This window comes from Arthrobacter sp. GW460-12-1-14-TSB2, assembly GCF_059423525.1.
In genome coordinates this window covers 26,422-47,218 of the sequence record NZ_JBWKYC010000025.1, presented here as the reverse complement: position 1 = coordinate 47,218, position 20,797 = coordinate 26,422, and the positions used below count along the sequence as shown (strand labels likewise).

Sequence of the window (20,797 nt, the reverse complement as noted above, 5' to 3'; positions counted from 1 at the left end):
TAGAAGACAAACCCTTCACCGGGCGTCAGTCAGAGCCGGAGTCACACCGCAACACAGCCAATTCCATCATTACTGTCGGTGCCTGTTGAGATGCTGTGGGTATGGACGGCAAAGCGGTTGTGGAGACGTTGGAGGCCATGGCGGCGTCCCTTGCTGCGTTGGCCGGATGTGCCGGTCGTGCGGCCGGGAATGGGGCCCCGGCTGGTGCTGATCTTCTTCGGGACGAAGCGGACGCGTGCCTGGACGGCCTGGCCGTGGTGGCCGGGTTGGACGCCAGGATCGCTGCGCTGAAAGTGCTCTTCGCCGCCGGATACGCGGCCGCGGCTGCGGCGGTGGCGGCCCCGGCCCTGTCTCCGCAGGGGCGCACTGCCCGGGACATGGCGGTGACGGCGGAGGTGGCGTGCGTGCTGACGGTGAGTGAACGATCGGCGGCGGCGCTGCTGGCGGAGTCGGCCGCCCTGACGGCAGGGTTGCCGCTGACGCTCGCTGCGCTCCGGTCAGGGACCGTGTCGTGGCAGCACGCCCGGGTGATGTGTGATGAAACGTCCGGTCTGGACCCGGCCGCGGCTGCTGCCCTGGAGGCTCATTTCCTGGACCCCGGGGCTCCCTTTGCTGCCCGTGGCTGCCTGGCGGGGGAGCTCGTGCCGGGCAGGTTCCGGGCCAAAGCGCGCAGCTGGCGTGAGCGGCATCATCCGGTCAGCATCGAAGGGCGCCACCGCAAGGGTGTGACGGACCGCCGGCTGGAATTTGTCCCGGACCGGGACGGCATGGCCTGGCTTTCGGCCTACGTGGCTGCGGAGGTGGCAACGGCTGCCTGGTCCCGTGCCACGGCAGCGGCCCGCGCGCTCCAGGGGCCCGCCGAATCCCGGACCCTGACCCAGCTCCGGGCGGACGTCGCCGCTGACTGGCTGATCGCGGGGGTGGCGGAAGGAACCCCGTCACCGAGGGCGCAGGTGTTGGTGACCGTTCCGGTGCTCTCGCTCCTGGGCACCGGGGAGGAGCCGGCCATGCTGGACGGGTACGGTCCTATTTCGCCGTCCGTGGCCCGCCGGCTGGTCGGGGACGGCGCCGGATCGTTCCTGCGGGTGCTGACCGATCCGCGCAGCGGGGCGCCGCTGGAGATCGGACGCACCAGCTACCCGGTGCCGAAGGCGATGCGCCAATGGTTGCGGCTCCGGGATGGCCGCTGCCCGTTTCCCGGCTGCAGCAACCATTCCCTGGACAATGAAGCGGACCACCTGCTGGCCTGGTCCGAGGGTGGCGGCACCGGGGTCACCAACCTGGGCCAGCCCTGCCGGAAGCACCACCGACTCAAACACAGCACAGCATGGAGGCCGGTTAACGCCACCCGGGACCAGCCACCCGGCTGGATCTCCCCGGCGGGACGCTCCTATCCCAGCGAATACCAGGACTGGGAACCACCACACTGGCCGGAGCTGCCTACCGGCGCGGACGGGGACCGCCTCGCGGGCGACGACACTGAGTGGGAACCGCCCGACTGGCCGGACGAACTTGCCGGCGCGGACGAACGTGCCGATACCGCCGGTCCCGGAGAGACCGGCCCGCCATTACCGGTGGATCCCTTTCCTGACTGGGCACAATTCATCGCGGCCTAGGATCGACTCGTCACTGTCCTTCCCGGTTGCCCGCTGCCCGTTGGCCAGTGCCCGCTGCCCGGTGGAGGCGACATCCTGATCAGGGGCGGTCCGCCTAAGGCTCGACGAGAATCAGGATTGTTTCCGGACGGACGCCGTCGAATTTCATTGCTTCGGCGGCCGTTTCGGACTCCATGATTCGCTGGAATGCTTCCATGTCGGGGACCTGGACGATCAGGCCTACACGCTGGCTCTTGGCCGGGTCGATGAACGTTCGAACGGTGATGCCCAGCGGCCCGAATACTTCTTCTCTCTTTGGTGAGCTGAGCCAGTGCTCAACATCGTCGACCTCGTGGAAGACCATTAGAGTTGGCATCGTTGCCTCCGCTTTCCGGGGTTGCGCCAGGAGCCGGGCTGGATAGGGGCCGCATGGGACATCCTGATCACCGTGAACGTACCACGGCGTCGAATGAAGCGGTAGCAATTCCTCATTGTGGTGGATGCCCAACAGGGCCACCATGATCCTATGGATGCTGAAACACCTAAAGCGGTGGAACTGAGCCTTCCCCAGGCCTTCCTGCTTCTGGCCACAAACGACAAAGACGGCAAACCTGAAGTGCCGGTGTTCGCCCTCAGAACCACTACGGCAGGGGCAATACTGGCCGAGCTGGCCCTGCTCGGGGCGATCGAACTGCAGGGGAAGCACATCAGGGCTACCGACGCCGCTCCCAAGACCGACTTCCTGCACGAACTGGAACTCATCCGCGGCAAGTCCCGGCCCCACACTCCCAAGGCGTGGGTCGCCATACTGGAGGGCCGAGCCGAAGTGCGGCGTGTCTATGAGGGGATGGCGGCACAGGGCATCGTGGAACATGTCGGAGAAAAGCACCTGGGCCGCTTCCGGGCCATGCGGTACCCGGAGAAGGATCATGCTTCGGAGGAGGCGCTCCTGAAAAAGATCCAGGCGACACTCAGCAGTGCGTTGTCCGATCCCGAGGCGTCTGCATCCCGAGTGACCGAGGCCGAGGCCGAGGCGGTTGATGCGGGGACGATTGCTGCGGAGGCGGCTGACGCCAAGACGCCTGATGCCGCGACGCGGGCTCCCGCGAAGCCTGGTGCCCAGGCGCCCGATGCCAGGTCCACAGCGCTGATCGCCCTGCTTCAGGCGGCCGGGCTGTTCGGCAAGCTCTTCCCGGAGGCGAACCGAAGCCGGGCGAGTGAGCTGGCGAGGAGCTATTGGCCGTCCCGCGCGGTGGAGGACGAACTTCGTCTGATTAGGTTGGCAGAGGAAGAGGCTGCAACCCTGTGACGCTTGCCCCATAGCTTCTTCGTGCCGTTGAGCCGGATACGCGCCGGGTCAGATGAGGCCGAGCTCCGCGAAGGCGGCAACGAGCCCTTCCTGCCGGGGAGGAGCGGCCGTTAGGTCGGCGAGCGCCACAAGCTCGGGGAGCGACCCTTCGATGGCGATGCCGACTCCCGCGAAGGCGATCATCTCCAGGTCGTTGGCGCCGTCGCCCGCCGCTATCGTGTCTTCGCGCGCGATGCCCAGATGGGCTATGACGGCCGCGACGCCATCAGCCTTGCTGATCCCGCGCTGGAACAGTTCCCCAGCGTGCCGGCCCTCGTCGGCCACCGAATTCGCGACCACTGCAATGGCCCCGCCGATTTCCTCGACCAGTCGCTCCATGGCAACGGGGGAGTCAAACACGGAGACCTTGGAAAACGGCACGTCGGCACCATTGGAGGTGGAGCGCACCGCGCGGAGGATATCGGACGAACCCACCGGGCCTCCGGGTGCCTGCTCGAAATGGGCGTCAAGAATTACCTGCAACCGCTCGAGTGCAGCGGGTGGTACGTGCAGTGCCTCCTGCGCTTCCAGGATGTATACGGCGTCGTGCGCGTCGAGCGCCCGGACCGTCCTGGCCGCAAGGTCCGCCGGGAAGCGCCGGTCCATCAGCACCGTCCCGGCCACCTCGGCGTAGGCGCCGGCACTGGCCACGAGGCCGTCGAAACCCGCGGCCAGGATGCTTTTGGGCAACATTGAGACCGGGCGGCCCGTACACAGGAAGATCCGGTGTCCTGCCTTCCGCGCGGCCTGGACCGCGCGCATATGGCCCTCGGGGACGACGCCGTAGTCCGCGTAGGTGCCGTCCACGTCAAGGAAGACAGCCCGGACAGTTCCAGCGGTGCTCGGCGTAGCGCTCATGCTCCGGGATCATACCCATGCGCAACATCCCGGCCTAACCGGTGCCGGCTGCTGCATCGACTTAGTCGAACCATTCCGCGCGATCGACGCTGTGGGGGAGCGGCACCAAACTGAAACGGTCGACGGCGGGAAGTCCCGCCGTCGGCCGCCGCTTCCTGCTCTGGGGTTCAGGGTATTTTTAGCATGCCCTTCAGCCGCGTTGTGCTCGCATGGCTCCAAATGGCGTGGACAGGCGTCGGCATGGCCGCGATGGCGACAAGAAGCCGATCGAGGTCAGAAGCAGCCGCGCTCACAGGTAGCTCTTGACGCTCGCACGCAGGGCCTCGGTGTGCTCATAGATCTCTTCCAGCGAGCCGATGGGCACCCGGGTCTCTTCCTTGTTGTCGTCGAAAATTCCGATGTACTTCTGGGTGCGGTTGAAGTGCAAGCGCGCGATCGGTTTGCGGTTGTTGTCGTCCAGAAGCACCGCAAAATAGGACTTGGCGTCCCTCTGCACTACGCGAGCTGGCTTCACTTCGCTGCAGACGATGGCCCGGACAATCTGGTACCCCTCGATTTCCTCGAGCGTCGTTTCCAGCCCGTCCGCCTCGGCCAGGTCGGCTTCGGCCACAGGTGCGCTGGTGACACTGGCGGCGGCAGCAGGGTCGTCATTCTGGGGGAAGCCCGGGGCGCCGAGGGCTTTCTTAAGACGCTCATTTACCTGGTCGTTCAGGAACTGCTTGGACGCTTTAGCTACCAAGGCGGTGAACTGCTCGCGCACTTTCTGCGTATAAGGGCCCGGATATACGCGACCGGTGAGGAACTTGACCCATTCGTCTTCCGGTTCCTTGAACTGTGCTGCGAGTGTCCTTTTGAGTTCGCCGATGTATTTCAGTTCGCCAGCGGCGCTGATGATCGAATCGAGGTCAAAGATGTCTTTGGACAGTTTCTGCAGTTCCGGAATGAGCGACTCGTCGATATCGTTCAAATCGAGCACAAGGAACGGCTTGGCGTCCATGCGGTTCGGCGCATCGAGGTCAGTGAAGAATTGGTACACCTCGCCGTTGGTGAGGATTGCGATCCTGGCGTTGGTGACGGCAAAGTACCGGAACAGCTGCGATGCGTGCTCGATCTTGACCGGCTCCGTGGATTTCTTGCACTCGATCAGGATCTGCACGTCGCCGTCTTTGACGATCGCGTAGTCGATCTTCTCGCCCTTCTTGAGTCCGACATCTGCGATGAACTCCGGAACGACTTCCATGGGATTGAAGACGTCGTAGCCAAGAATTGTGGAAATGAAGGGCATTACAAAGGCATTCTTTGTTGCTTCTTCCGTTTGGATCACACCCCGCTGCTGGCGCACCTTTGCTGCCAATGCTGAAAGCTTTTCTGCGAACTCCAATTGTCCCCCTAAGAAATGATGGTGGTGCAACGGTAGCGCAGCACCATGACAATTTGATGAATTAGCAGAATCTAGCTGCCCCTAGTCCTGATTTACTCCTTTTGTGTTGCTAGCGCGCCGGTCCTTGTTAGGGCGCTGAAGGATCGCCAACGTCAACGAGCCACCGGCGCGTCCGTCGCGGGCCGGTCGGCACTGTAAGCGAGCAGCGCCAGACCGGAACGGACGACGGCGGGAGGTCCCGCCGTCGTCCGGTGTGCATGAGTGCCCAGTGGCCTGCTAGCCCGCAATCCCGCCCGAACTGGACAGACAGCGCGTTCATGAAAATTCCTTCATGATCCCTTCATGTGAGCCTCATGGTTCTCGGCCAAGCTGAAGAAACGAAGCGGCTGGCGCCGGAAAAGCCTAAGTGGGAACACAGGGGGTGGGCATGGAAGGACAAAGCCCGTCCGCGGACCGTCCCTGGCAGGTCCGCCGGGCGCCATTGAACCCTGCCCCGACGGTGTCCACCCTGGGGAGGATCGGCGGTTCTCCGCTCCACGCCGAACCCGTATTCCACGGCGAACCGGCATTCCACGCCGAACCGGCCGAGGACCTCTCCAGCATCCCGGCGCAACGGCCGCCGCGGATCCTTTTCGCCAGTGCCGAGGCTTACCCGTTCGTCAAGGTGGGCGGGCTGGCTGACGTCAGTATTGCGCTGCCGAAGAGGCTGGCGGAACTGGGCTTCGACGTACGCCTAGTGATCCCGGCCTATCGGGGGATCGGCGGGACCCCTGTGCTGACGTTCGACGTCCCCCTAGGGCCGGTGGCCGAGCGTGTGGTGGTCCGGCGGCTGCCGCCGCTCCGGGGAGTGGAGGTCTTCACCATCGGCCTTCCGGGGTGGTTCGACCGCGAGGTCCCCTACAGCTACCAGGACGACGACGTCATGCCGTTCGTGCTGTTCTCCAAGGCAATAGCGACGCTCGCGGCGCAGGACGCATGGCGCCCCGACATCATCCACTGCAACGACTGGCACTGCGGGCTAGTGGCCCAGGAAGCCCGGCTAGGACCCCACCGGCTCGCGCTGGACCGCACCGGCGTCGTCTTTACGATCCACAACATCGCCTACCAGGGGCCGGTGGGGGCCGCCACCGACCAACTGATCGGACTACCGCCGGCAGGAAGCCTGCTCGAGCGGGGTGTCACCTTCGCAGACCAGGTCAACACCGTCAGCCCCCGCTACATGCAGGAGATCCTGACCCCGGCGCAGGGCGCCGGCATGGACCAGCTGCTGCGCACCCGCGGGGACACCGCACGGGGCATCCTCAACGGCGTCGACTACGAGGAGTTCAGCCCGGAACGTGATCCGTGGATCGACACCCGCTACAACGGTTCGTTCGTCCTCGGCAAGCGTGCGAACAAGGAAGTCCTGCAGCGCATCAGCCAACTGGAGTTCGCGCCGGACCGGCCGCTCTTCGGCATGGTGGCCCGGCTGGTGTCGCAGAAGGGGGTGGGCCTGCTGTCGTCGGCCCTGGACCAGTTCGTGGCCCGCGGAGCCCAGGTGGTGGTGATGGGCGAGGGGGCGCCCCGATATCAACGGGAGCTCCAGGCCGCGGCGCGCCGGCTCTCCGGCAACATGGCGTTCCACCCGACCTCGCAGGAATCCCTGGCCCGGCAGGTCTATGCGGGCTCGGACCTCTTCCTGGCGCCGTCCGTCTTTGAGCCCTGCGGGCTGACACCGCTGATCGCCCTGCGTTACGGCACTATCCCGGTGGTCCGCCGGACCGGTGGCCTGGCGGACACGGTGAAGGATTACACCGAGGACCCTGCCACAGGGCTGGGCTTCACCTTCGTCCAGCGCCGCGTCGCGTCGATGCTGTCCGCCGTCGACAACGCCATAGCGGTCTACCGTCGCAAGCCTGAGTGGCGCCGGCTGCAGACGCGGGCGATGGGGGCGGATTTCTCCTGGCAGGCACCCGCACGTGAATACGTCGCCCTGTACGACGAGGCCGTGCGCTCGCGTCGCGGCGCCGCCGTCGTCCGGAACGCCGTCGACATCCGGAACTCCGCCGTCGTTCCGGGCACCTCCGCTCGGGGCATCTCCGTTCCGGGCACCGCATCGCCCGGCATCCCGATGCCCCGGCAGCGGCCGCGCCCGGCTCCGCTGCCCCTGGCGATCGTCCACCACGCCAACCAGTTCCTGGTCACGGACGGCTACCAGGACCGGGAAGGCCTGACCTCACTGGTGAACGGCTACGCGGCGCTGCTGCGGCTGCACGAAAAATACCGCACCCCGGTCACGCTCCACCTGTCAGGGACCATGGTGGAAGCAGCCGCCTGGCACCACCCCTGGTTCCTGGCTGAGGTCCGCCGGCTGCGCGACCTCGGACTGCTCTCGCTGGTGGGCGGAACGTACTCCGAAAACATCCTCACCGCCTTCGACCCGGAGTACAACCGGCGGCAGCTCAAGGAGCTGTTCTGGCTCTACCGGCAGCACTTGAAGTGTGCCCCGGAGGACCTTGAGATCTGCTGGATCCCCGAACGGGTATGGGACACCAGCCGCCTGGCCGGACTGCTGACCGATCCCACCCTGCCCAACGGAGGGTACCGGTACGTGCTGCTCGACGACCGGCTGCTATATCCCACCGACGGATCCCACGGGAGCAGCGACAGGGCCGACTTCGACGGCGCCGATCAGGACAGCCCTCCGCCGGCCGACGCGCTGCGCCCCTACTGCATCGACGGCGGAAGCGGCCTTCAGGTGGTGCCGATGTCCACCCGGCTGCGGTACTGGCTTCCACCCGACGACCGGAGCCACTGGCGCAGCCTGTCCCGCACGGCCGAACTCCCCACGGCTCCGGGCGACGACACCATCCTGGTGTACGCGGACGACATGGAGAAGAGCGCCGGCGTGGGCCCGTGGCACCCCAGCGCCCTGGGGCGTTATGAGGAATTCCTGCGCTGGCTGGCCACCCAGCCCCACCTGATACCAGTGGACCTGCCGTCATGGCTCCGCCAGCGCCGGCGGACCCCCGGCGTCCGCGTCGTGGAGCGCGGCACCTTCGTGGAGCTGGCCCAGGACTGGCACGCGGGAGAAGACTACCGGGGCTGGGACCAGGACACGGCCTGGGCCCCCTATCAGCAGCACCTCGCCCGTGCCCGCCGCGCCGTGGCCGGCGCTGAGAGCGCGGGTGCCGAACCGAGGCTGACCGCGCTGGCCTGGAAACACCTGCTGGCCTCGGGGTACGAGACGGCATGGCACGACACGGACCACCCGGAGCGGCAGCCGGCCGCCTGGGCCAAGGCCGTGGCAAGCCACGGGCGCGCCGCCGGCGTGCTGGCTGCCGCAGCCCGGTGGTTCGGCAACCCCGCCCGCGCGCTCGGGGCGGAACTGGTGGACCTCGACGAAGACGGCGCGGAGGAACTTGTCCTCAGGAGCGAGCACCTGTTCGCAGTGCTGTCCCCGGAGTGCGGCGGCCGCCTGGTCTACCTGGCATGCCGCGGCCCGGACGGCGGCATGCTGGTGATCGGGAACCCTACCGACGACTGGAACAAGCAACAGGAGCTGAACAGCTACATGGACGTCCCGGCCAACCACCCCGGTGCGCTCGCCGACGTCGGGGGTGTCCACGACCGCCATGAGGCAACCATCCATGCCGGCGACGGAGCGGTCCAGGTTGAACTGACCAACGTGCAGGAGGACAGCCCGCTGCACGGGCTCCGCAAGCGGATCCTCCTCGATGACGTGAACCCGTCACTGCTGGTTGCCTACGATCTCCCCGCGGCAGCGCCCGGTATCACGGTGGAGACCTGCCTGTCGCCGGACTACTACCGGCTGCTCCGCCACGGGGTGGCAGAGCTGCAGCGTTGCGGAGGACGCAGCTGGCGGGGCGCCCGCAACCGCGGCGCGGACGTCTGGGTCGCCCTGGCCGGCGACGAGGACACCGCCTGGCGGGATCCCTCCGGGCCGGAACCCGGACACGGCGTACTCGTCCGCGTGCGCGCCGAGACGCGGTCCTTCCACCTCCTCATCGGAGTGGGAGAGGCCGACGACGACACGGCGCAGCTGGCGATGGAGGCGGGGCGGGAACGGCTCCACCACCTGGCCGCCCACAAAACAGCGGGAGGCCTGAGGTGATCACCCGTGCGGCCTCCGTCGCGGCCACGACCTCCGATGCGGCCACGGCCTCCGATGCCCGCCGGGCTGAACGGCTCGCCGTGGCCGAATCGCTGCTCGTCTCGCCGCCACCGCTGGATGCCCTGCCGCCGGGCAAGGTCCAGGTACTCACGCGGTCGGTGGTTCATGCGTCCCGGAGCCGGCCGGTGGTCCGATGGACAGTCACCGTCGACTCCGGGACCGGTCCTTCGTCTCCGCTGGCGGTGATCGGCAAGAGCTACCGCGCGGGCGGCGGAGAGCAGGCGTGGCGGTTGCTGACCAGCCTGCACCATGCCGGTTTCGACGGCGCCGAGCTCGGGGTTCCCGCGCCGTACGGCTTCGACCCCGCCCGTCAGCTCCTCGCGCAGGAGGAGGCGCCTGCCACTACCCTGCACTCGTTCCTGGACGGCGACCCGGGGCCAGCCTCGCCCGAGGCCGGGCGGGCCGGGCGCTGGCTCGCCCGCCTGCATGGCATCCGGGACGTGCAGGTGCCAGACCTGGCGGAGGACTTCGAGCGGCTCAAGCTCGCGGAGTACGGCACGGCGCTGGCCGGGCTGCTGCCGCAGTCGGCCGCCCGCCTGGATGAGCTCACGGCCGGGACCCTGGAGGGCTTGGCCGGCGCCGTCGGCTCCCGGGTGGTGACCCACGGGGACTTCCAGCCCAAGAACATCCACCTGGACGCGGACCGCTTCGTCGTCATCGACTTTGACCGGGCCGCCTGGGCCCCTGCCGCACGGGACCTCGGACACTTCATCGGGCAGACCCTGACCATGGGTGCCGCCCGGCACGGAGACCTGGCAGCCGCCCTGCCCTGGGTGGGGGCGTTCCTGGACGCCTACTCGGACAGCAGTGGCGACTCCGGTGCCGTCCGTTCCACCCCGGCCTACGTGGCCCGCACCTTCGCCGAAGTGCTCTACTACCGCCTGGTGGTCCGCCCGGTGGCGGACACCTCGTTCGTGCCGGACTGGCTCGACGCCTGGGAAGCGGCCGTGGAAGCCGCGGCAGCGGGAGGCTACCGGTGAGGGTATCAGGTACCGGGGCCACATATCCCGACCGCGCCGAGCGCCGGCGGCGCCAGCGCGGCGGATCGGTGCCGGTGATGCGCGCCGGGGTGATCCTGCGGACCTTTGGTCCTTTCCTGCGGCCCCAGTGGCCGGGTTGCGTACTGGCAGGGTTGCTGGCCGCAGCCAGTGCCGGCGTCGCCCTGCTCAAGCCGTGGCCGCTGAAGTACCTTTTCGACGAAGTGCTGCTGCCGGCGGGCGGCCCGGGGGGACAGGACGTGCAGCGCGTCCTGGTCCTCATCGTCGGTGCGCTCGCCGTCATCACTCTCCTGGACTCACTGATCAGCGCCGCACGCAGCTACACACTGACCGCCGTCGGTGAGCGCGTCTCCGCCGCTATCCGCACGAAGCTCTACGACCATCTGCAGCGGCTGCCCCTGAGCTACCACGAGCGGACCCCCACCGGTGAACTCACCACACGCCTCACCGGCGACGTTGACAAGGTGCGCGCGCTGCTCACCGTCACGTTCGTGGACGCCGCCACGAACGTGCTCACACTCGCCGGCATGGCCGGAGTGATGCTGATTCTGGACTGGCAACTCAGCCTGGCGCTGCTGCTGGTGCTGCCCATGCTCCTGCTCACCGTTTCCAGTTTCCGCGCCCGCATCCGGGCCGTGGAGGAGAACTCGCGGGAGATCGAGGGGGACCTGGCGGCGATGGCGCAGGAATCACTGGTGGCGGTCAAGCTGGTGAAGGCAACCGGCCGGGAGGAACACGAGTCCCGCCGCTTTCGGAGCCGTTCCGACGCCTCGGTCGCGGCCGTGCTCCGCTCCGCGCGCACCAGTGCCGCTTTCGGTGCCGCGGTGGACGCGGTGGTGGCCATTGCCACGACGGGCCTGGTCTGGCTGGGTGCCCAGCGCGTGCTCTCGGGTGCCCTCACACCGGGCGACCTGGTGATCTTCACGGCGTACCTTCGCGACTTCTTCGGCCCCACCCGGGCGCTGTCCAAGCTGCCGGCGCAGCTGACCCGGGCCGGTGTCCGCGCGGCACGCATTGCCGACACCCTTGGCCGCCGCCCGGAAGTGCAGGACAAGCCCGATGCCCGCACGGCCGGCCCGCCACGGCGGCGACTGAGCCTTGACGCCGTCGGATTCTCCTACAGCACCGACTGCCCCGTCCTGCGGGACGTCGACCTGAGCGTTCCGGTGGGCACCACCCTCGCGATCGTCGGGCCCACCGGCGCGGGGAAGTCGACGATTGCCGCGTTGCTGTGCCGGCTGCAGGATCCCACGAGCGGCCGGGTCCTGCTGGACGACGAGGACCTGCGCGACCTGACCGGCGAGAGCCTGCACACCCAGATCGGACTGGTCACGCAGGAGGCCCTGCTGTTCCGCGCCTCCGTGCGGGAGAACATCGCATATGCCCGTCCCGACGCCTCCGCGGAGGAGGTGGAGCACGCCGCCCGGACCGCCCAGGCCCACGACTTCGTGCAGGCACTGCCAAACGGCTACAACACGGTGCTGGCCGAGCGAGGGGCGACGCTGTCCGGCGGGCAGCGACAGCGGCTGGCGCTGGCGCGCGCGGTCCTGCAGGGCTGCCCGGTCCTTGTACTCGACGAGCCGACGACGGGCCTGGACGCGCATTCCGAGCACGCCGTGCTCCGCGCACTCCGGCACGTCAGCTCCGGCCGGACCACCGTGATCATCACGCACCGGATGGCAGCGGCCATGGCGGCGGACGAGATTGTGGTCATCGAGGAGGGGCGCGTGGTGGAACGCGGTACCCACAGCCGGCTCATCGCCGCGGGCGGCCTCTACACGGAGATGTGCCTCCTACAGGGGATCACCCTCCAGGGCAGCACCGGCCCCCGGGCCGCCCTGCACGGCGACGCCGCCGATTACGGGCGCCACGCCGCCTCGTCTTTCGACGTAGACGGCAACCAACCCGCCACCGATCTGAAGGGAGCCCTCCCATGACCGAGCCCAGTGTCCGGGCGCCAGCGAGCGACCTCGCATTCATCACCACCGGATCCACCGACGGCGTCCTGGCCGCCATGGCCGACGGCGCTGCCCCGGCTGCCGACCCGGCGGACCGGCTGCTGGTGCTGCGCAGTTCAGTGCCCCGCCAGGGCGGCCGGCTGCCCGTGACTGCGGTCGACGAGTCGGCGCTAATCCCGGTCCTGGAGGACGCTTACGGCCTCGGCCGGTGGCGCGCGTGGCGCCGCACCGACCACGGCAGCTCGAACATGAGCTGGTTCGTCCGCACGGATGCGGGCGAGGTGGTGCTCCGCCGCTCGCACAACCTGAAGACCGTGGCGGGGGCGGAGTTCGAATGCGCCCTCATCGACCACCTGCGCGGACGCGGCTACCCGGCTCCGCCCGTGGAGCGGACACGAGACGGCGCCGTCTCGGTGCAGGTGGACGGCGTCCTGCACATGGTCACGCGGCTGATGCACGGCCGCGCGTACGATCCCGGCGACGCCGCCCAGCTGGCGGAAGTGGCCCGGGGACTCGGGCGCTATCACGCCATCGTGTCAGAGCTGTCGATGCCGGGATACAGGGAGCGTTCCTCCGGCCTGGCCACCCTCGGGCAGGTGGGGCAGGAGAAGCTATACGCCGCCGTCGACGTCATGGCGTCGCTGCTGGACGCCGACGCCGGTGCGGCACTTCGTGAGGACGCCCGCTATCTGGCTGACCGGATGGAGCAGCTGAACGTGGGGCTCGGGGGACGCCAGCAGGACCTGACATCCATCGTGATCCACGGTTCCTATGGCCAGTCCGCCGTTCTCATGGACGAGGGCCGGCTCAGCGCGGTGCTGGACTTCGACCGGTCCGCGCAGGAGCTGCTGGGCCTGGATCTGGCGTATGCCCTGAGGTCGTTCTGCTTCGACGGCCCGATCCGCCGCGCCGGGTTCGGCCTGGACCCGGACCGATGCCGGACCTTCCTCCACCACTACCGCAGCCATGCCCCGCTCGCAGAGGCGGACCTGTCGGCCATGCCGGACATCTTCCAGGCCCAGCGGCTGATGGTGGTGGTCAAGAAGTGCGAGAACCTGCTGACCAAGCAGGCGCTGATTCCCCGGCAACCCCAGGACGCCGTCAAGTTCGCGCGAATCATGGACCGCGAGGCATCCTGCATCCGCCTGCTCATGGACAACCCTTTCACCATTACGGAGGAAGCATGAACCCCACCCAGACCCGGACCCAGATCCATGCCCAAAGCCATCAGGTGAAGGAGCAGCAGGTCCTGCGTGCCGAACGGGTCCGCACCCCGGAATTCCTGGACCGGTATGTCCGCCCGCACCTGGGCTCCGCGGCCGGCGGCGGGTCGTGGGCAACGAACGTGATCCAGCTGGACGGCACCGGGGCTGCCACGGTGCAGATAGAACTCGACGACGGCGCCCCCGTGTTCGCCAAGCTTTTCCCCTTCGACGACGGTCCCGCCGTGCACGCGAAGTTGCAGGCCCTGCGTACCGCCGGGCTGGGGCACGGTTCCGCTTACCAATCCGTCGAACCCCTGGCCTGGTACGGAGACGAGAAGATCCTGCTGTGCAGGGGAGCGCCGGGTGAGCCGATGTCCACGCTGTTCGCCGCGGACAGCGCCGACCTCGCAGCGGCCGCCGCCCGTGCAGCGTCGTGGTTGGCCCGCCTGCACAGCCTGGACCTCCGGATCGGGACCCCGCATTCCCTTCTGGTGACAGGAGAACTGACGAGCCTGGCCAAGCGCCTGGCCAAAGTGGCGGTCGCCAGCCCCGGTTATGTCGACGCGGCCCTGGGCATGCTCGAACAGCTGGACGGCCTGGCCCGGGACACCGTGGACGGCATCCAGGCCCAGAGCCACGGACAGTTCCGGCCGATCCACGTCTTCCTGACCGAAGACGTCGTCACGGTCATCGACCTGGACCGCAGCGCGCCGGCCGACCCCGCGCGGGACGTGGCGGAGTTCCTGCACAGGATGCGCCAGGGCGTGTACTCGGCCACCGGTGACATCAGCCGGGCCGACGAGCCATGCGCTGCGTTCCTCGCTGCCTACCGGGAGGCCACGCACGGCGACCGGCTGGTCAACCTGCGCTTCCACTGGGCGCGCTACATCTTCCACAGCCTCAACCGCGAGATCAAGACCGGGGATGCGGACTGGCGCGACCGCGACGACACCCAGTACCGCCTCTACGTGAATGAGTTCGAACGGGTGGCAGAGGGACGGGCGGGAGCATGACGCCGACGGAGGGCAGCGTGCTGGACCGTGCCGGGCAGGCGCTGCCTGTGGCCGAGCTGGAGGGATTGTGGCCCCTGGGTGGGTGGATCTCGGTCAGCCCTCTTCCGGGGGGCAAGAATGAACACCTGCGCGTCGCCGCTGCGGACGGTGTCCACTACCTGCGCCGCTCCTACCGGGCCAAGACGCGTGATGAGCTCACCGGCCAGTTGCGCCTGATGCGGCTGCTCCGGGACAGGGGGTTCCCTGCCCCGGAGGTGGTTCCCGCCCGCACCGGCGCCGACTCCATCGAGCTCTTCGGCCGGTTGTGGATCGCCACCCGCGGCGTCGAGGGGACACCCTTCGACGACGACTCACCCGAGCACGTGCGGGCGCTGGGCCGGACGCTCGCCCGGTACCACGCCGTCGTCGCCGACCTGCCAGCGGTGGCTGCCGAGCCGGCTGTGCTCAGCGAGCTGCGGAGCCGGGCCGGTGAACAGGATGTGGAGCCGGCACTGCGTGCCCGGACCGTGCAGGTACTCAACAAACTGACAGGCCTGCTGCCGGAGCTTCCCCGGGTGGTGGTGCACGGCGGGGCCAGGCGCGGCAGCCTGGTGTTCGCCGGCGACCAGGTGGCGGGAGTCCTGGACTTCGACAGCGCCCACCCGGACGTGCGGGTCCTCGATCTCGCGGTGGCCGTTCACGACGTCGGCAAGGTGTACACCCGTCTCGGGGAGGCCGACCACAAGGTGGCCCTCGACCTGAGCCGGGTCACCGAACTGCTCGCGGCCTACGGCAGGGATGCGCGGCCAACGGCGGCCGAGGTCGAGGCGCTGCCGCTGCTGCTGGAGGCCAAGCGGCTGAAGCGTGGGCTGGGCCGGCGCAGCCGTGTCCTGGGCGGCGAAACCCTGTCCGAGAACGACCACGCCAAAATACGTTTGGAAGACCACCGGCTCGCCTGGCTGGACGAGCACCAGGACGCCCTCGCGACGGCCTGCCGTGCGGTCCTAGCGTGAGACTCCGCCGCAGGGGAGCGGCACCAAACGCAAGCGGACGACGGCGCTGTAGGCACACGGGACCGCCCGCCGTCGTGGGCCCACTGGCTGGAGGCGTTACAGGAATCCTTCACTGGCGAAGCTGGCGGCGCTGCCAGCGCAGCGGATGGGTGCCGGGGCCGGGCGGGCTTTCACAGCCTGCCCATAGGCAAACGGTGCCTTGTTCCCATGCGGGGAGCTCAAGATCAGGGTATGAGCGTACGGAGACGGAGAACAGTTCACGGGCTGGCCGCCGTCGCGGCGTTTTTCCTGCTCGCAGCCAGCGTGGCCGGAATCGATGAGATGGCCAACGCCAAGATACCGGGGGCGGCCCACCGGAATCGTCCAGACAGCGACCATGAACACCGAGCCGGGGCTTGAGCACGTCCTTCTGGCCGGCCTGAGTCAGGGCACACTTCCCGGTGGTTTCCCGAATGATGATGTCCGGGACGACAAGTACGACGAGGACTATCTGGAAACACTCCACGTCCAACCACGTCCCCCGGGCTGAGAACACCGGACCGTCAGCGGACCGTCGCCGCGGGAACCAGCACGTCCGCCCTCCTGGGGCTCCGGGCCATGTACTTCCTCCTTGCACCCGGGTGGGACGCCGTCCGCTCTGCTGAAGTAGCCGCGGTTACAGCAAGCTCAGCGAGGATTCGGCTAACCGTTGCCTCGACGCCGTCGTGCGTCGGCACGGTGAATCCCGCCTCGTCTGCTTGCAGGGGTTCCAGCGTTTCCAGCTGTGAGTGGAGGAGCGAGGGAGGCATGAAGTGTCCGGGGCGTTGGGCTACGCGGTCCTGCAGAACCGGTAGCTCGACGCTGAGTTGGATGAACACCGTCCCGGGTGCTTTGACTCTGATTGCGTCCCGGTAGGCGCGCTTCAGTGCCGAACACGCCACGATGATCCCCTCCGGGTGGACGGACGCCAGCTCGGCGCCTACAAGCCCGAGCCAGGGCCAGCGGTCCTGGTCATCCAGGGGGCTGCCGGCGGCCATTTTCTGCACATTTGCCTGCGGGTGCAGGGAATCGGAATCGACGAAAGCGGCGCCCGTGCGTTGGGCCAGTGCTGCCCCAACCGTGGATTTTCCTGCCCCGGACACTCCCATCACGACGACGGGCTTCATTACAGCGTCCCTTGATGCTCGGTCCCTGCGGGAATGGGTGAGAGACGCGTAACTTCGACAGGTTTCTGAAGGAGGCCCTCGAGCGAGGCATTGAGGCGGTTGACGGCTTCTCCCGCACCGTGGGCGTCGAGCAGTTCTGCGCTTTCCCACTTTTCAATCATGACGATCTGGCCGTTGGGCGCTTCGTGGATGGCATACAGCAGGCATCCGGGTTCCTGGTGCACTTCGGCGATGGCGGGGGAAAGGGCGGCAGCTACGTCGCTGAATGCCCCTTCTTTGGGTGTGAATACGGCGGTAACAATGACGGTCATGGGACTTCCTTAGCTGATGGGAGAGAGCGTGAGGGGTGAGCAGCTGCTGCGTGGGACGAAGTCGGCCTTGACTTCGATCGTGCGGGGGGCCGGAGGGAGCCGGCCCTGCATCCTTCCCAGGACCAGTTCCAGGGAGTGCACCGCTAGCATGTCGATCGGCTGGCGGATCACGCTCAATGGCGGGCTGGTCAGTTCCGTCCAGGGATTGTCGTCAAAGACGATGACCGACAGATCGTCAGGGATCCGCACGCCGATCTGGACGAGGCGTCGAACGGAGCTCTGGACCTGGGCGGTGTTGGCCACAATGAGCGCGGTGGGGCGGTCTGGCAGAGCGAGAAGAGACCCGACTGCATCGCCCCCGCCGTCTCCCCGGAACGGTACATCCCGGATGAGCTGGGGGTCCACGCTGATCGAGAAGTTGTTGTGCGCGGTCTGGTAGCCCTCGATCCTGGACCGCCCCGTTGAGGTGCTGACGGGCCCGGTAATGAGGCCAATACGCCTGTGTCCGAGGCCGAGCATGTGTTCGGTGGCGCGTCGGGCCGAATCTACGTTTTCGATGCTCACAAGGTCGACGTCTGCGAGTTCCGGAATGGTGCGGTCGACGAAGACTACATTCACACCCAGGGACTGGAGGCGGGCCCACTTTTCAATGTTTGCTCCGGTGGGCGTGGCAATGACGCCTCCTACGGAGCGGTCAAGGAGTGTGTCCAGGCTGTCGGCTTCGAGGTGGGGGTCTTCCTGGGTGGTCATCACCATCACCTGCACGCCGTGGCTGCGGGCCTCCCAGACGACGCGGTCGGCTAGCTGCGCAAAAAAGGGGTTGGCCAGGTCTGCTACTACCAGGCCAATAGTGGGGGTATGGCCGACGCTGAGTTCACGGGCGGCGGCGCGGGGCCGGTACCCGAGTTCATCAATGACCCGCAACACCGTTTCGCGCTTGGCCGGCGCGACCGGGCCTGAGTCAGGGTTCAGGACCCGGGACACAACCGAGACTGAAACTCCGGCCGCCGACGCGACATCGCGAATTGTTGGCGCCTTCTTCACTTCTCCTCCTCGGTGAGGGTCCTGACGGGCAGGCGATCACGGGCTGTCTGTCTGCCCTGGGATGCGTGCCTGAGTAACCTTCGTTTGCGTTCCGGTGTGACTGTTGACACAGCCTATCACTGACTGGTACAAAAGTGGAACCGGTTCCACTCCGGTCCTAGAATTCCAGTTTGCGACGAAGAAGTTGCTCCGCCAGTCAGGTGGAGGGTCCTTCTCGACGCGGAACGTCAATCAGAGAGATCCCCATGAACCTCCACAAGCTTCTTAGCGACCGCGAGCAGGAAGGCCGCCCGATTCGAGTCGGACTCATCGGAGCTGGCCGTTACGGCACCATGTACCTGGCCCAGGCGAATAACATTCCTGGCATCCACGTGGTCGCTATCGCCGACATCAACGTCAAGCGCGCCGAGGGTGCATTCGAACTGGTCGGATGGCCGAAGAGCCAGATCGCGCCGAACATCGCTACCGCCCTCAGGGACCGTTCCACGACCATCGTGGCCAACGCCGACGAGCTGTTTGATGTAGACATCGACGTCATTGTTGAAGCGACGGGCAACCCGATCGTCGGGGTGAAGCATGCACTGCGTGCCATTGAGACGAAGAAGCACATCATCATGGTCACCGTTGAGGCAGACGCACTGGCCGGTCCTGCCCTGGCCAGGCGCGCGGAAGCCGCCGGTGTGGTCTATTCGATGGCTTACGGTGACCAGCCGGCCCTCATCATGGAACTTGTCGACTGGGCGCGCACCAGCGGCTTCGACGTTGTCTGTGCCGGCAAGGGCGCAAAGTTCCTTGAGCACTATCACGAGATGAACCCGGACAACGTCTGGGAGAACTGGGAGTTCTCCAAGGAACTCACCGATTCCGGGCAGCTGAACCCGAACATGCACACTTCCTTCCGTGACGGCACAAAGGCCTCTATTGAGATGGCCGCCGTTGCCAACGGCGCCGGACTGGTACCTTCCGACACCGGGCTGACGTTTACGCCGGGAGACGTCGAAGAGATCGCCACAATCTGCCGCCCCGCCGACGTCGGGGGAGTCCTCGCCCACGAAGGCACCGTCGACGTCATGTCCAGCGTCAAGCGCGACGGCACGTGGATCCCGCACAACACCCAGGAGGGCGTGTTCGTCGTGGTGAAGGCCACGAACGCCTACGTTTCCGGCTGCTTTACTGAGTACCCGTGGCACCCGGACCCCACCGGCCAGTACGCAGCGCTGTACCGCCCCTACCACTACGTGGGCCTGGAACTGAACATGTCCATCGCCAACGCGGCTCTCCGCGGGATCTCCACAGGTTCGCCGATCGGGTTCTTCGGCGACGTTGTCGCGACAGCAAAGAAGGACCTCAAAGCCGGTGAATTCCTCGACGGCGAAGGCGGATACACGGTCTGGGGCCAGCTGGTGTCGGCCAAGCACTCCGTCGCAACCGGCGCCCTCCCCGTTGCTTTGGCCCACCACGTGGAACTGCGGAACGACGTAGCCAAGGGCGGGATCGTCGGCTGGGACGACGTCATCATGGACGACTCCCTGTCCCAGGCCCTGGAAGTTCGCCGGGAAACCGAAGCGCTCGTCGCGGAATCCGCAATCAACGCCTGACCCTCCCCGCACCAAACCGGGCGCGGCCATGAACTTCAGCCGACGTCGTTCACGCCTCCGGAACAAGACTCCTTCCAATGAAGAAAGGCACCACATGAAATCCAAGACCCGCGCCCTCACCGGAGTGCTGGCATGCACCCTCGCAGCCTCAGTCCTCGCCGGATGCGCCTCCGGGGCCTCCGGCGGGGCTGGAGCACCGCCAGCCAAGATCCAGCTCTCGATCCCTGACCCGCTCACGTCCTCCGTCGGCGTCTCGGCCCAGCACTTCGCCGACCAGGTCAAGAAGACGTCCAACGGATCCGTGACCGTCACCGTGGTCCCCAACGGAACGAGCTTTAGCGGAGACCAGAACGCGGCTGTGACACGCCTGCAGGGCGGTTCCCTCGATGCACTCATCCTGTCGACGTCCGTCTACGCCGCCGTCGTACCGGAAATGAACGCCATCAGCATCCCGTACCTCTTCAAAGACACCACGGAGGAAGCGGCGTTCCTGGCAGGGAAGCCGGGCCAGGCGCTGAAGGAAAAGCTCGCCGCCAAAGACACTGTGGCGCTTTCCTTCCTCACCCGGACCGGCCGGGAGATTACGAACTCAGTACGCCCGATCGAACAGCCCTCGGATCTCAAGGGACTGAAGATCCGCGTCCCCGGTAACCCGTTGTGGACCGATTACTTCAGCAAGCTCGGCGCAAGCCCCACCACCATGGCATTCTCCGAGGTGTTCACCGGCCTGCAGACCGGAACGATCAACGGCCAGGAAAACCCTATTGAGGTGCCATGGACCAACAAGTTCTCCGAAGTCCAGAAGTACATTTCGATGACCAACCACATCAACGACGCCTGGGTGCTCGCCCTCTCCTCGAAAAAGTGGGACACCCTCACCGATGACCAAAAGAAGGCCCTCACGGACGCCTCTGAGGAAACCGCCACCTTCAAGACCGGTTACGACGCCGAGCAGTCCAAGAAGCAGCTCGAGGAACTCACTGCCAAGGGCATGAAATCCAACGAGCTCAGCGCCTCCGGCCTGGAGGAATTCAAAGCGGCCTCCAAGAGCCTCTACCCGACCTTCTCCCAGCTGATCGGCAAGGACTTCTTCGACCAGGCCATCGCTTTCACCACCACCAAGTAGCCCCGCCGGCCCGGGGAGCTCACTGCTCTCCGGGCCGCCCGCAAGGAAACG

At 67.0% G+C, this 20,797-nt stretch carries 17 protein-coding genes; 11 read left to right on the top strand and 6 right to left on the bottom strand.

Annotated features, from left to right (window positions below):
* Positions 1-101 precede the first annotated feature (101 nt).
* Entirely contained in the window at positions 102-1,616 is a 1,515-nt protein-coding gene (locus AC07YR_RS20835; protein ID WP_494735124.1) for an HNH endonuclease signature motif containing protein, read from the top strand.
* Positions 1,617-1,710: 94 nt separating this feature from the next.
* Here the strand turns inward: AC07YR_RS20835 and AC07YR_RS20830 are convergent, their stop codons facing one another.
* Positions 1,711-1,971: a hypothetical protein gene (locus tag AC07YR_RS20830; protein WP_055798191.1), complete on the bottom strand. Its 261-nt coding sequence runs from the start codon at positions 1,969-1,971 to the stop codon at positions 1,711-1,713.
* Positions 1,972-2,121: 150 nt separating this feature from the next.
* Here AC07YR_RS20830 and AC07YR_RS20825 point away from each other — a divergent pair, with 150 nt between their 5' ends.
* Positions 2,122-2,904: a GOLPH3/VPS74 family protein gene (locus AC07YR_RS20825; RefSeq protein WP_055797963.1), complete on the top strand. Its 783-nt coding sequence runs from the start codon at positions 2,122-2,124 to the stop codon at positions 2,902-2,904.
* A 48-nt stretch (positions 2,905-2,952) separates the two neighbouring features.
* Here the strand turns inward: AC07YR_RS20825 and AC07YR_RS20820 are convergent, their stop codons facing one another.
* Together AC07YR_RS20820 and AC07YR_RS20815 are read right to left on the bottom strand one after the other, a co-directional pair.
* Entirely contained in the window at positions 2,953-3,801 is an 849-nt protein-coding gene (locus AC07YR_RS20820; RefSeq protein WP_055797960.1) for an HAD-IIB family hydrolase, read from the bottom strand.
* Positions 3,802-4,090: 289 nt separating this feature from the next.
* The gene (locus AC07YR_RS20815) at positions 4,091-5,182 is read right to left on the bottom strand and encodes a type I restriction endonuclease (protein WP_055798187.1); all 1,092 of its coding nucleotides are present in this window, start codon (positions 5,180-5,182) and stop codon (positions 4,091-4,093) included.
* A 427-nt stretch (positions 5,183-5,609) separates the two neighbouring features.
* On the opposite strand from AC07YR_RS20815, the gene AC07YR_RS20810 reads away from it, so the two are divergent.
* From AC07YR_RS20810 to AC07YR_RS20780, 7 genes are all read left to right on the top strand, one after another.
* Entirely contained in the window at positions 5,610-9,296 is a 3,687-nt protein-coding gene (locus tag AC07YR_RS20810; RefSeq protein ID WP_494735123.1) for a glycogen/starch synthase, read from the top strand.
* Positions 9,293-10,336 carry a phosphotransferase gene (locus AC07YR_RS20805; protein WP_494735122.1) on the top strand — a complete coding sequence of 348 codons (1,044 nt, stop codon included), beginning with the start codon at positions 9,293-9,295 and terminating at the stop codon, positions 10,334-10,336. The genes AC07YR_RS20810 and AC07YR_RS20805 overlap by 4 nt, the downstream gene beginning before the upstream one ends.
* Entirely contained in the window at positions 10,333-12,291 is a 1,959-nt protein-coding gene (locus AC07YR_RS20800; RefSeq protein WP_494735121.1) for an ABC transporter ATP-binding protein, read from the top strand. The genes AC07YR_RS20805 and AC07YR_RS20800 overlap by 4 nt, the downstream gene beginning before the upstream one ends.
* Positions 12,288-13,499 (top strand): phosphotransferase, encoded by a 1,212-nt coding sequence (locus AC07YR_RS20795; protein ID WP_494735120.1) that lies wholly within the window; start codon positions 12,288-12,290, stop codon positions 13,497-13,499. The genes AC07YR_RS20800 and AC07YR_RS20795 overlap by 4 nt, the downstream gene beginning before the upstream one ends.
* Complete coding sequence (locus AC07YR_RS20790) at positions 13,496-14,530, top strand: phosphotransferase (protein ID WP_494735119.1); 1,035 nt, start codon at positions 13,496-13,498, stop codon at positions 14,528-14,530. Before AC07YR_RS20795 ends, AC07YR_RS20790 begins: the two co-directional genes overlap by 4 nt.
* Positions 14,527-15,522 carry a phosphotransferase enzyme family protein gene (locus tag AC07YR_RS20785; RefSeq protein ID WP_494735118.1) on the top strand — a complete coding sequence of 332 codons (996 nt, stop codon included), beginning with the start codon at positions 14,527-14,529 and terminating at the stop codon, positions 15,520-15,522. The genes AC07YR_RS20790 and AC07YR_RS20785 overlap by 4 nt, the downstream gene beginning before the upstream one ends.
* Before the next feature lie 376 nt (positions 15,523-15,898).
* Positions 15,899-16,051, top strand: coding sequence for a hypothetical protein (locus AC07YR_RS20780; RefSeq protein WP_494735117.1), 153 nt, complete (start codon positions 15,899-15,901; stop codon positions 16,049-16,051).
* A 13-nt stretch (positions 16,052-16,064) separates the two neighbouring features.
* Here the strand turns inward: AC07YR_RS20780 and AC07YR_RS20775 are convergent, their stop codons facing one another.
* Genes AC07YR_RS20775 through AC07YR_RS20765 form a run of 3 tightly spaced genes read right to left on the bottom strand, consistent with a single transcriptional unit; the run spans position 16,065 to position 18,022 of the window.
* Complete coding sequence (locus AC07YR_RS20775; RefSeq protein ID WP_494735116.1) at positions 16,065-16,667, bottom strand: gluconokinase; 603 nt, start codon at positions 16,665-16,667, stop codon at positions 16,065-16,067.
* Entirely contained in the window at positions 16,667-16,978 is a 312-nt protein-coding gene (locus AC07YR_RS20770; RefSeq protein WP_436058771.1) for a putative quinol monooxygenase, read from the bottom strand. Before AC07YR_RS20770 ends, AC07YR_RS20775 begins: the two co-directional genes overlap by 1 nt.
* A 9-nt stretch (positions 16,979-16,987) precedes the next feature.
* The gene (locus AC07YR_RS20765) at positions 16,988-18,022 is read right to left on the bottom strand and encodes a LacI family DNA-binding transcriptional regulator (RefSeq protein WP_436058770.1); all 1,035 of its coding nucleotides are present in this window, start codon (positions 18,020-18,022) and stop codon (positions 16,988-16,990) included.
* 245 nt (positions 18,023-18,267) lie between these two features.
* Between AC07YR_RS20765 and AC07YR_RS20760 the strand changes: the two genes are divergently transcribed.
* The gene (locus AC07YR_RS20760; RefSeq protein ID WP_436058769.1) at positions 18,268-19,620 is read left to right on the top strand and encodes an NAD(P)H-dependent oxidoreductase; all 1,353 of its coding nucleotides are present in this window, start codon (positions 18,268-18,270) and stop codon (positions 19,618-19,620) included.
* Between the two features lie 94 nt (positions 19,621-19,714).
* Positions 19,715-20,746 carry a DctP family TRAP transporter solute-binding subunit gene (locus AC07YR_RS20755; RefSeq protein ID WP_436058768.1) on the top strand — a complete coding sequence of 344 codons (1,032 nt, stop codon included), beginning with the start codon at positions 19,715-19,717 and terminating at the stop codon, positions 20,744-20,746.
* The last annotated feature ends 51 nt before the right edge of the window (positions 20,747-20,797 follow it).

Coding starts and splice junctions, on each gene's coding strand:
- AC07YR_RS20790 (WP_494735119.1), top strand. CDS start 13,496: ATGAACCCCACCCAGACCCGGACCCAGATCCATGCCCAAAGCCATCAG.
- AC07YR_RS20785 (WP_494735118.1), top strand. CDS start 14,527: ATGACGCCGACGGAGGGCAGCGTGCTGGACCGTGCCGGGCAGGCGCTG.
- AC07YR_RS20810 (WP_494735123.1), top strand. CDS start 5,610: ATGGAAGGACAAAGCCCGTCCGCGGACCGTCCCTGGCAGGTCCGCCGG.
- AC07YR_RS20755 (WP_436058768.1), top strand. CDS start 19,715: ATGAAATCCAAGACCCGCGCCCTCACCGGAGTGCTGGCATGCACCCTC.
- AC07YR_RS20835 (WP_494735124.1), top strand. CDS start 102: ATGGACGGCAAAGCGGTTGTGGAGACGTTGGAGGCCATGGCGGCGTCC.
- AC07YR_RS20775 (WP_494735116.1), bottom strand. CDS start 16,667: ATGAAGCCCGTCGTCGTGATGGGAGTGTCCGGGGCAGGAAAATCCACG.
- AC07YR_RS20760 (WP_436058769.1), top strand. CDS start 18,268: ATGAACCTCCACAAGCTTCTTAGCGACCGCGAGCAGGAAGGCCGCCCG.
- AC07YR_RS20825 (WP_055797963.1), top strand. CDS start 2,122: ATGGATGCTGAAACACCTAAAGCGGTGGAACTGAGCCTTCCCCAGGCC.
- AC07YR_RS20830 (WP_055798191.1), bottom strand. CDS start 1,971: ATGCCAACTCTAATGGTCTTCCACGAGGTCGACGATGTTGAGCACTGG.
- AC07YR_RS20820 (WP_055797960.1), bottom strand. CDS start 3,801: ATGAGCGCTACGCCGAGCACCGCTGGAACTGTCCGGGCTGTCTTCCTT.
- AC07YR_RS20795 (WP_494735120.1), top strand. CDS start 12,288: ATGACCGAGCCCAGTGTCCGGGCGCCAGCGAGCGACCTCGCATTCATC.
- AC07YR_RS20780 (WP_494735117.1), top strand. CDS start 15,899: ATGAACACCGAGCCGGGGCTTGAGCACGTCCTTCTGGCCGGCCTGAGT.
- AC07YR_RS20770 (WP_436058771.1), bottom strand. CDS start 16,978: ATGACCGTCATTGTTACCGCCGTATTCACACCCAAAGAAGGGGCATTC.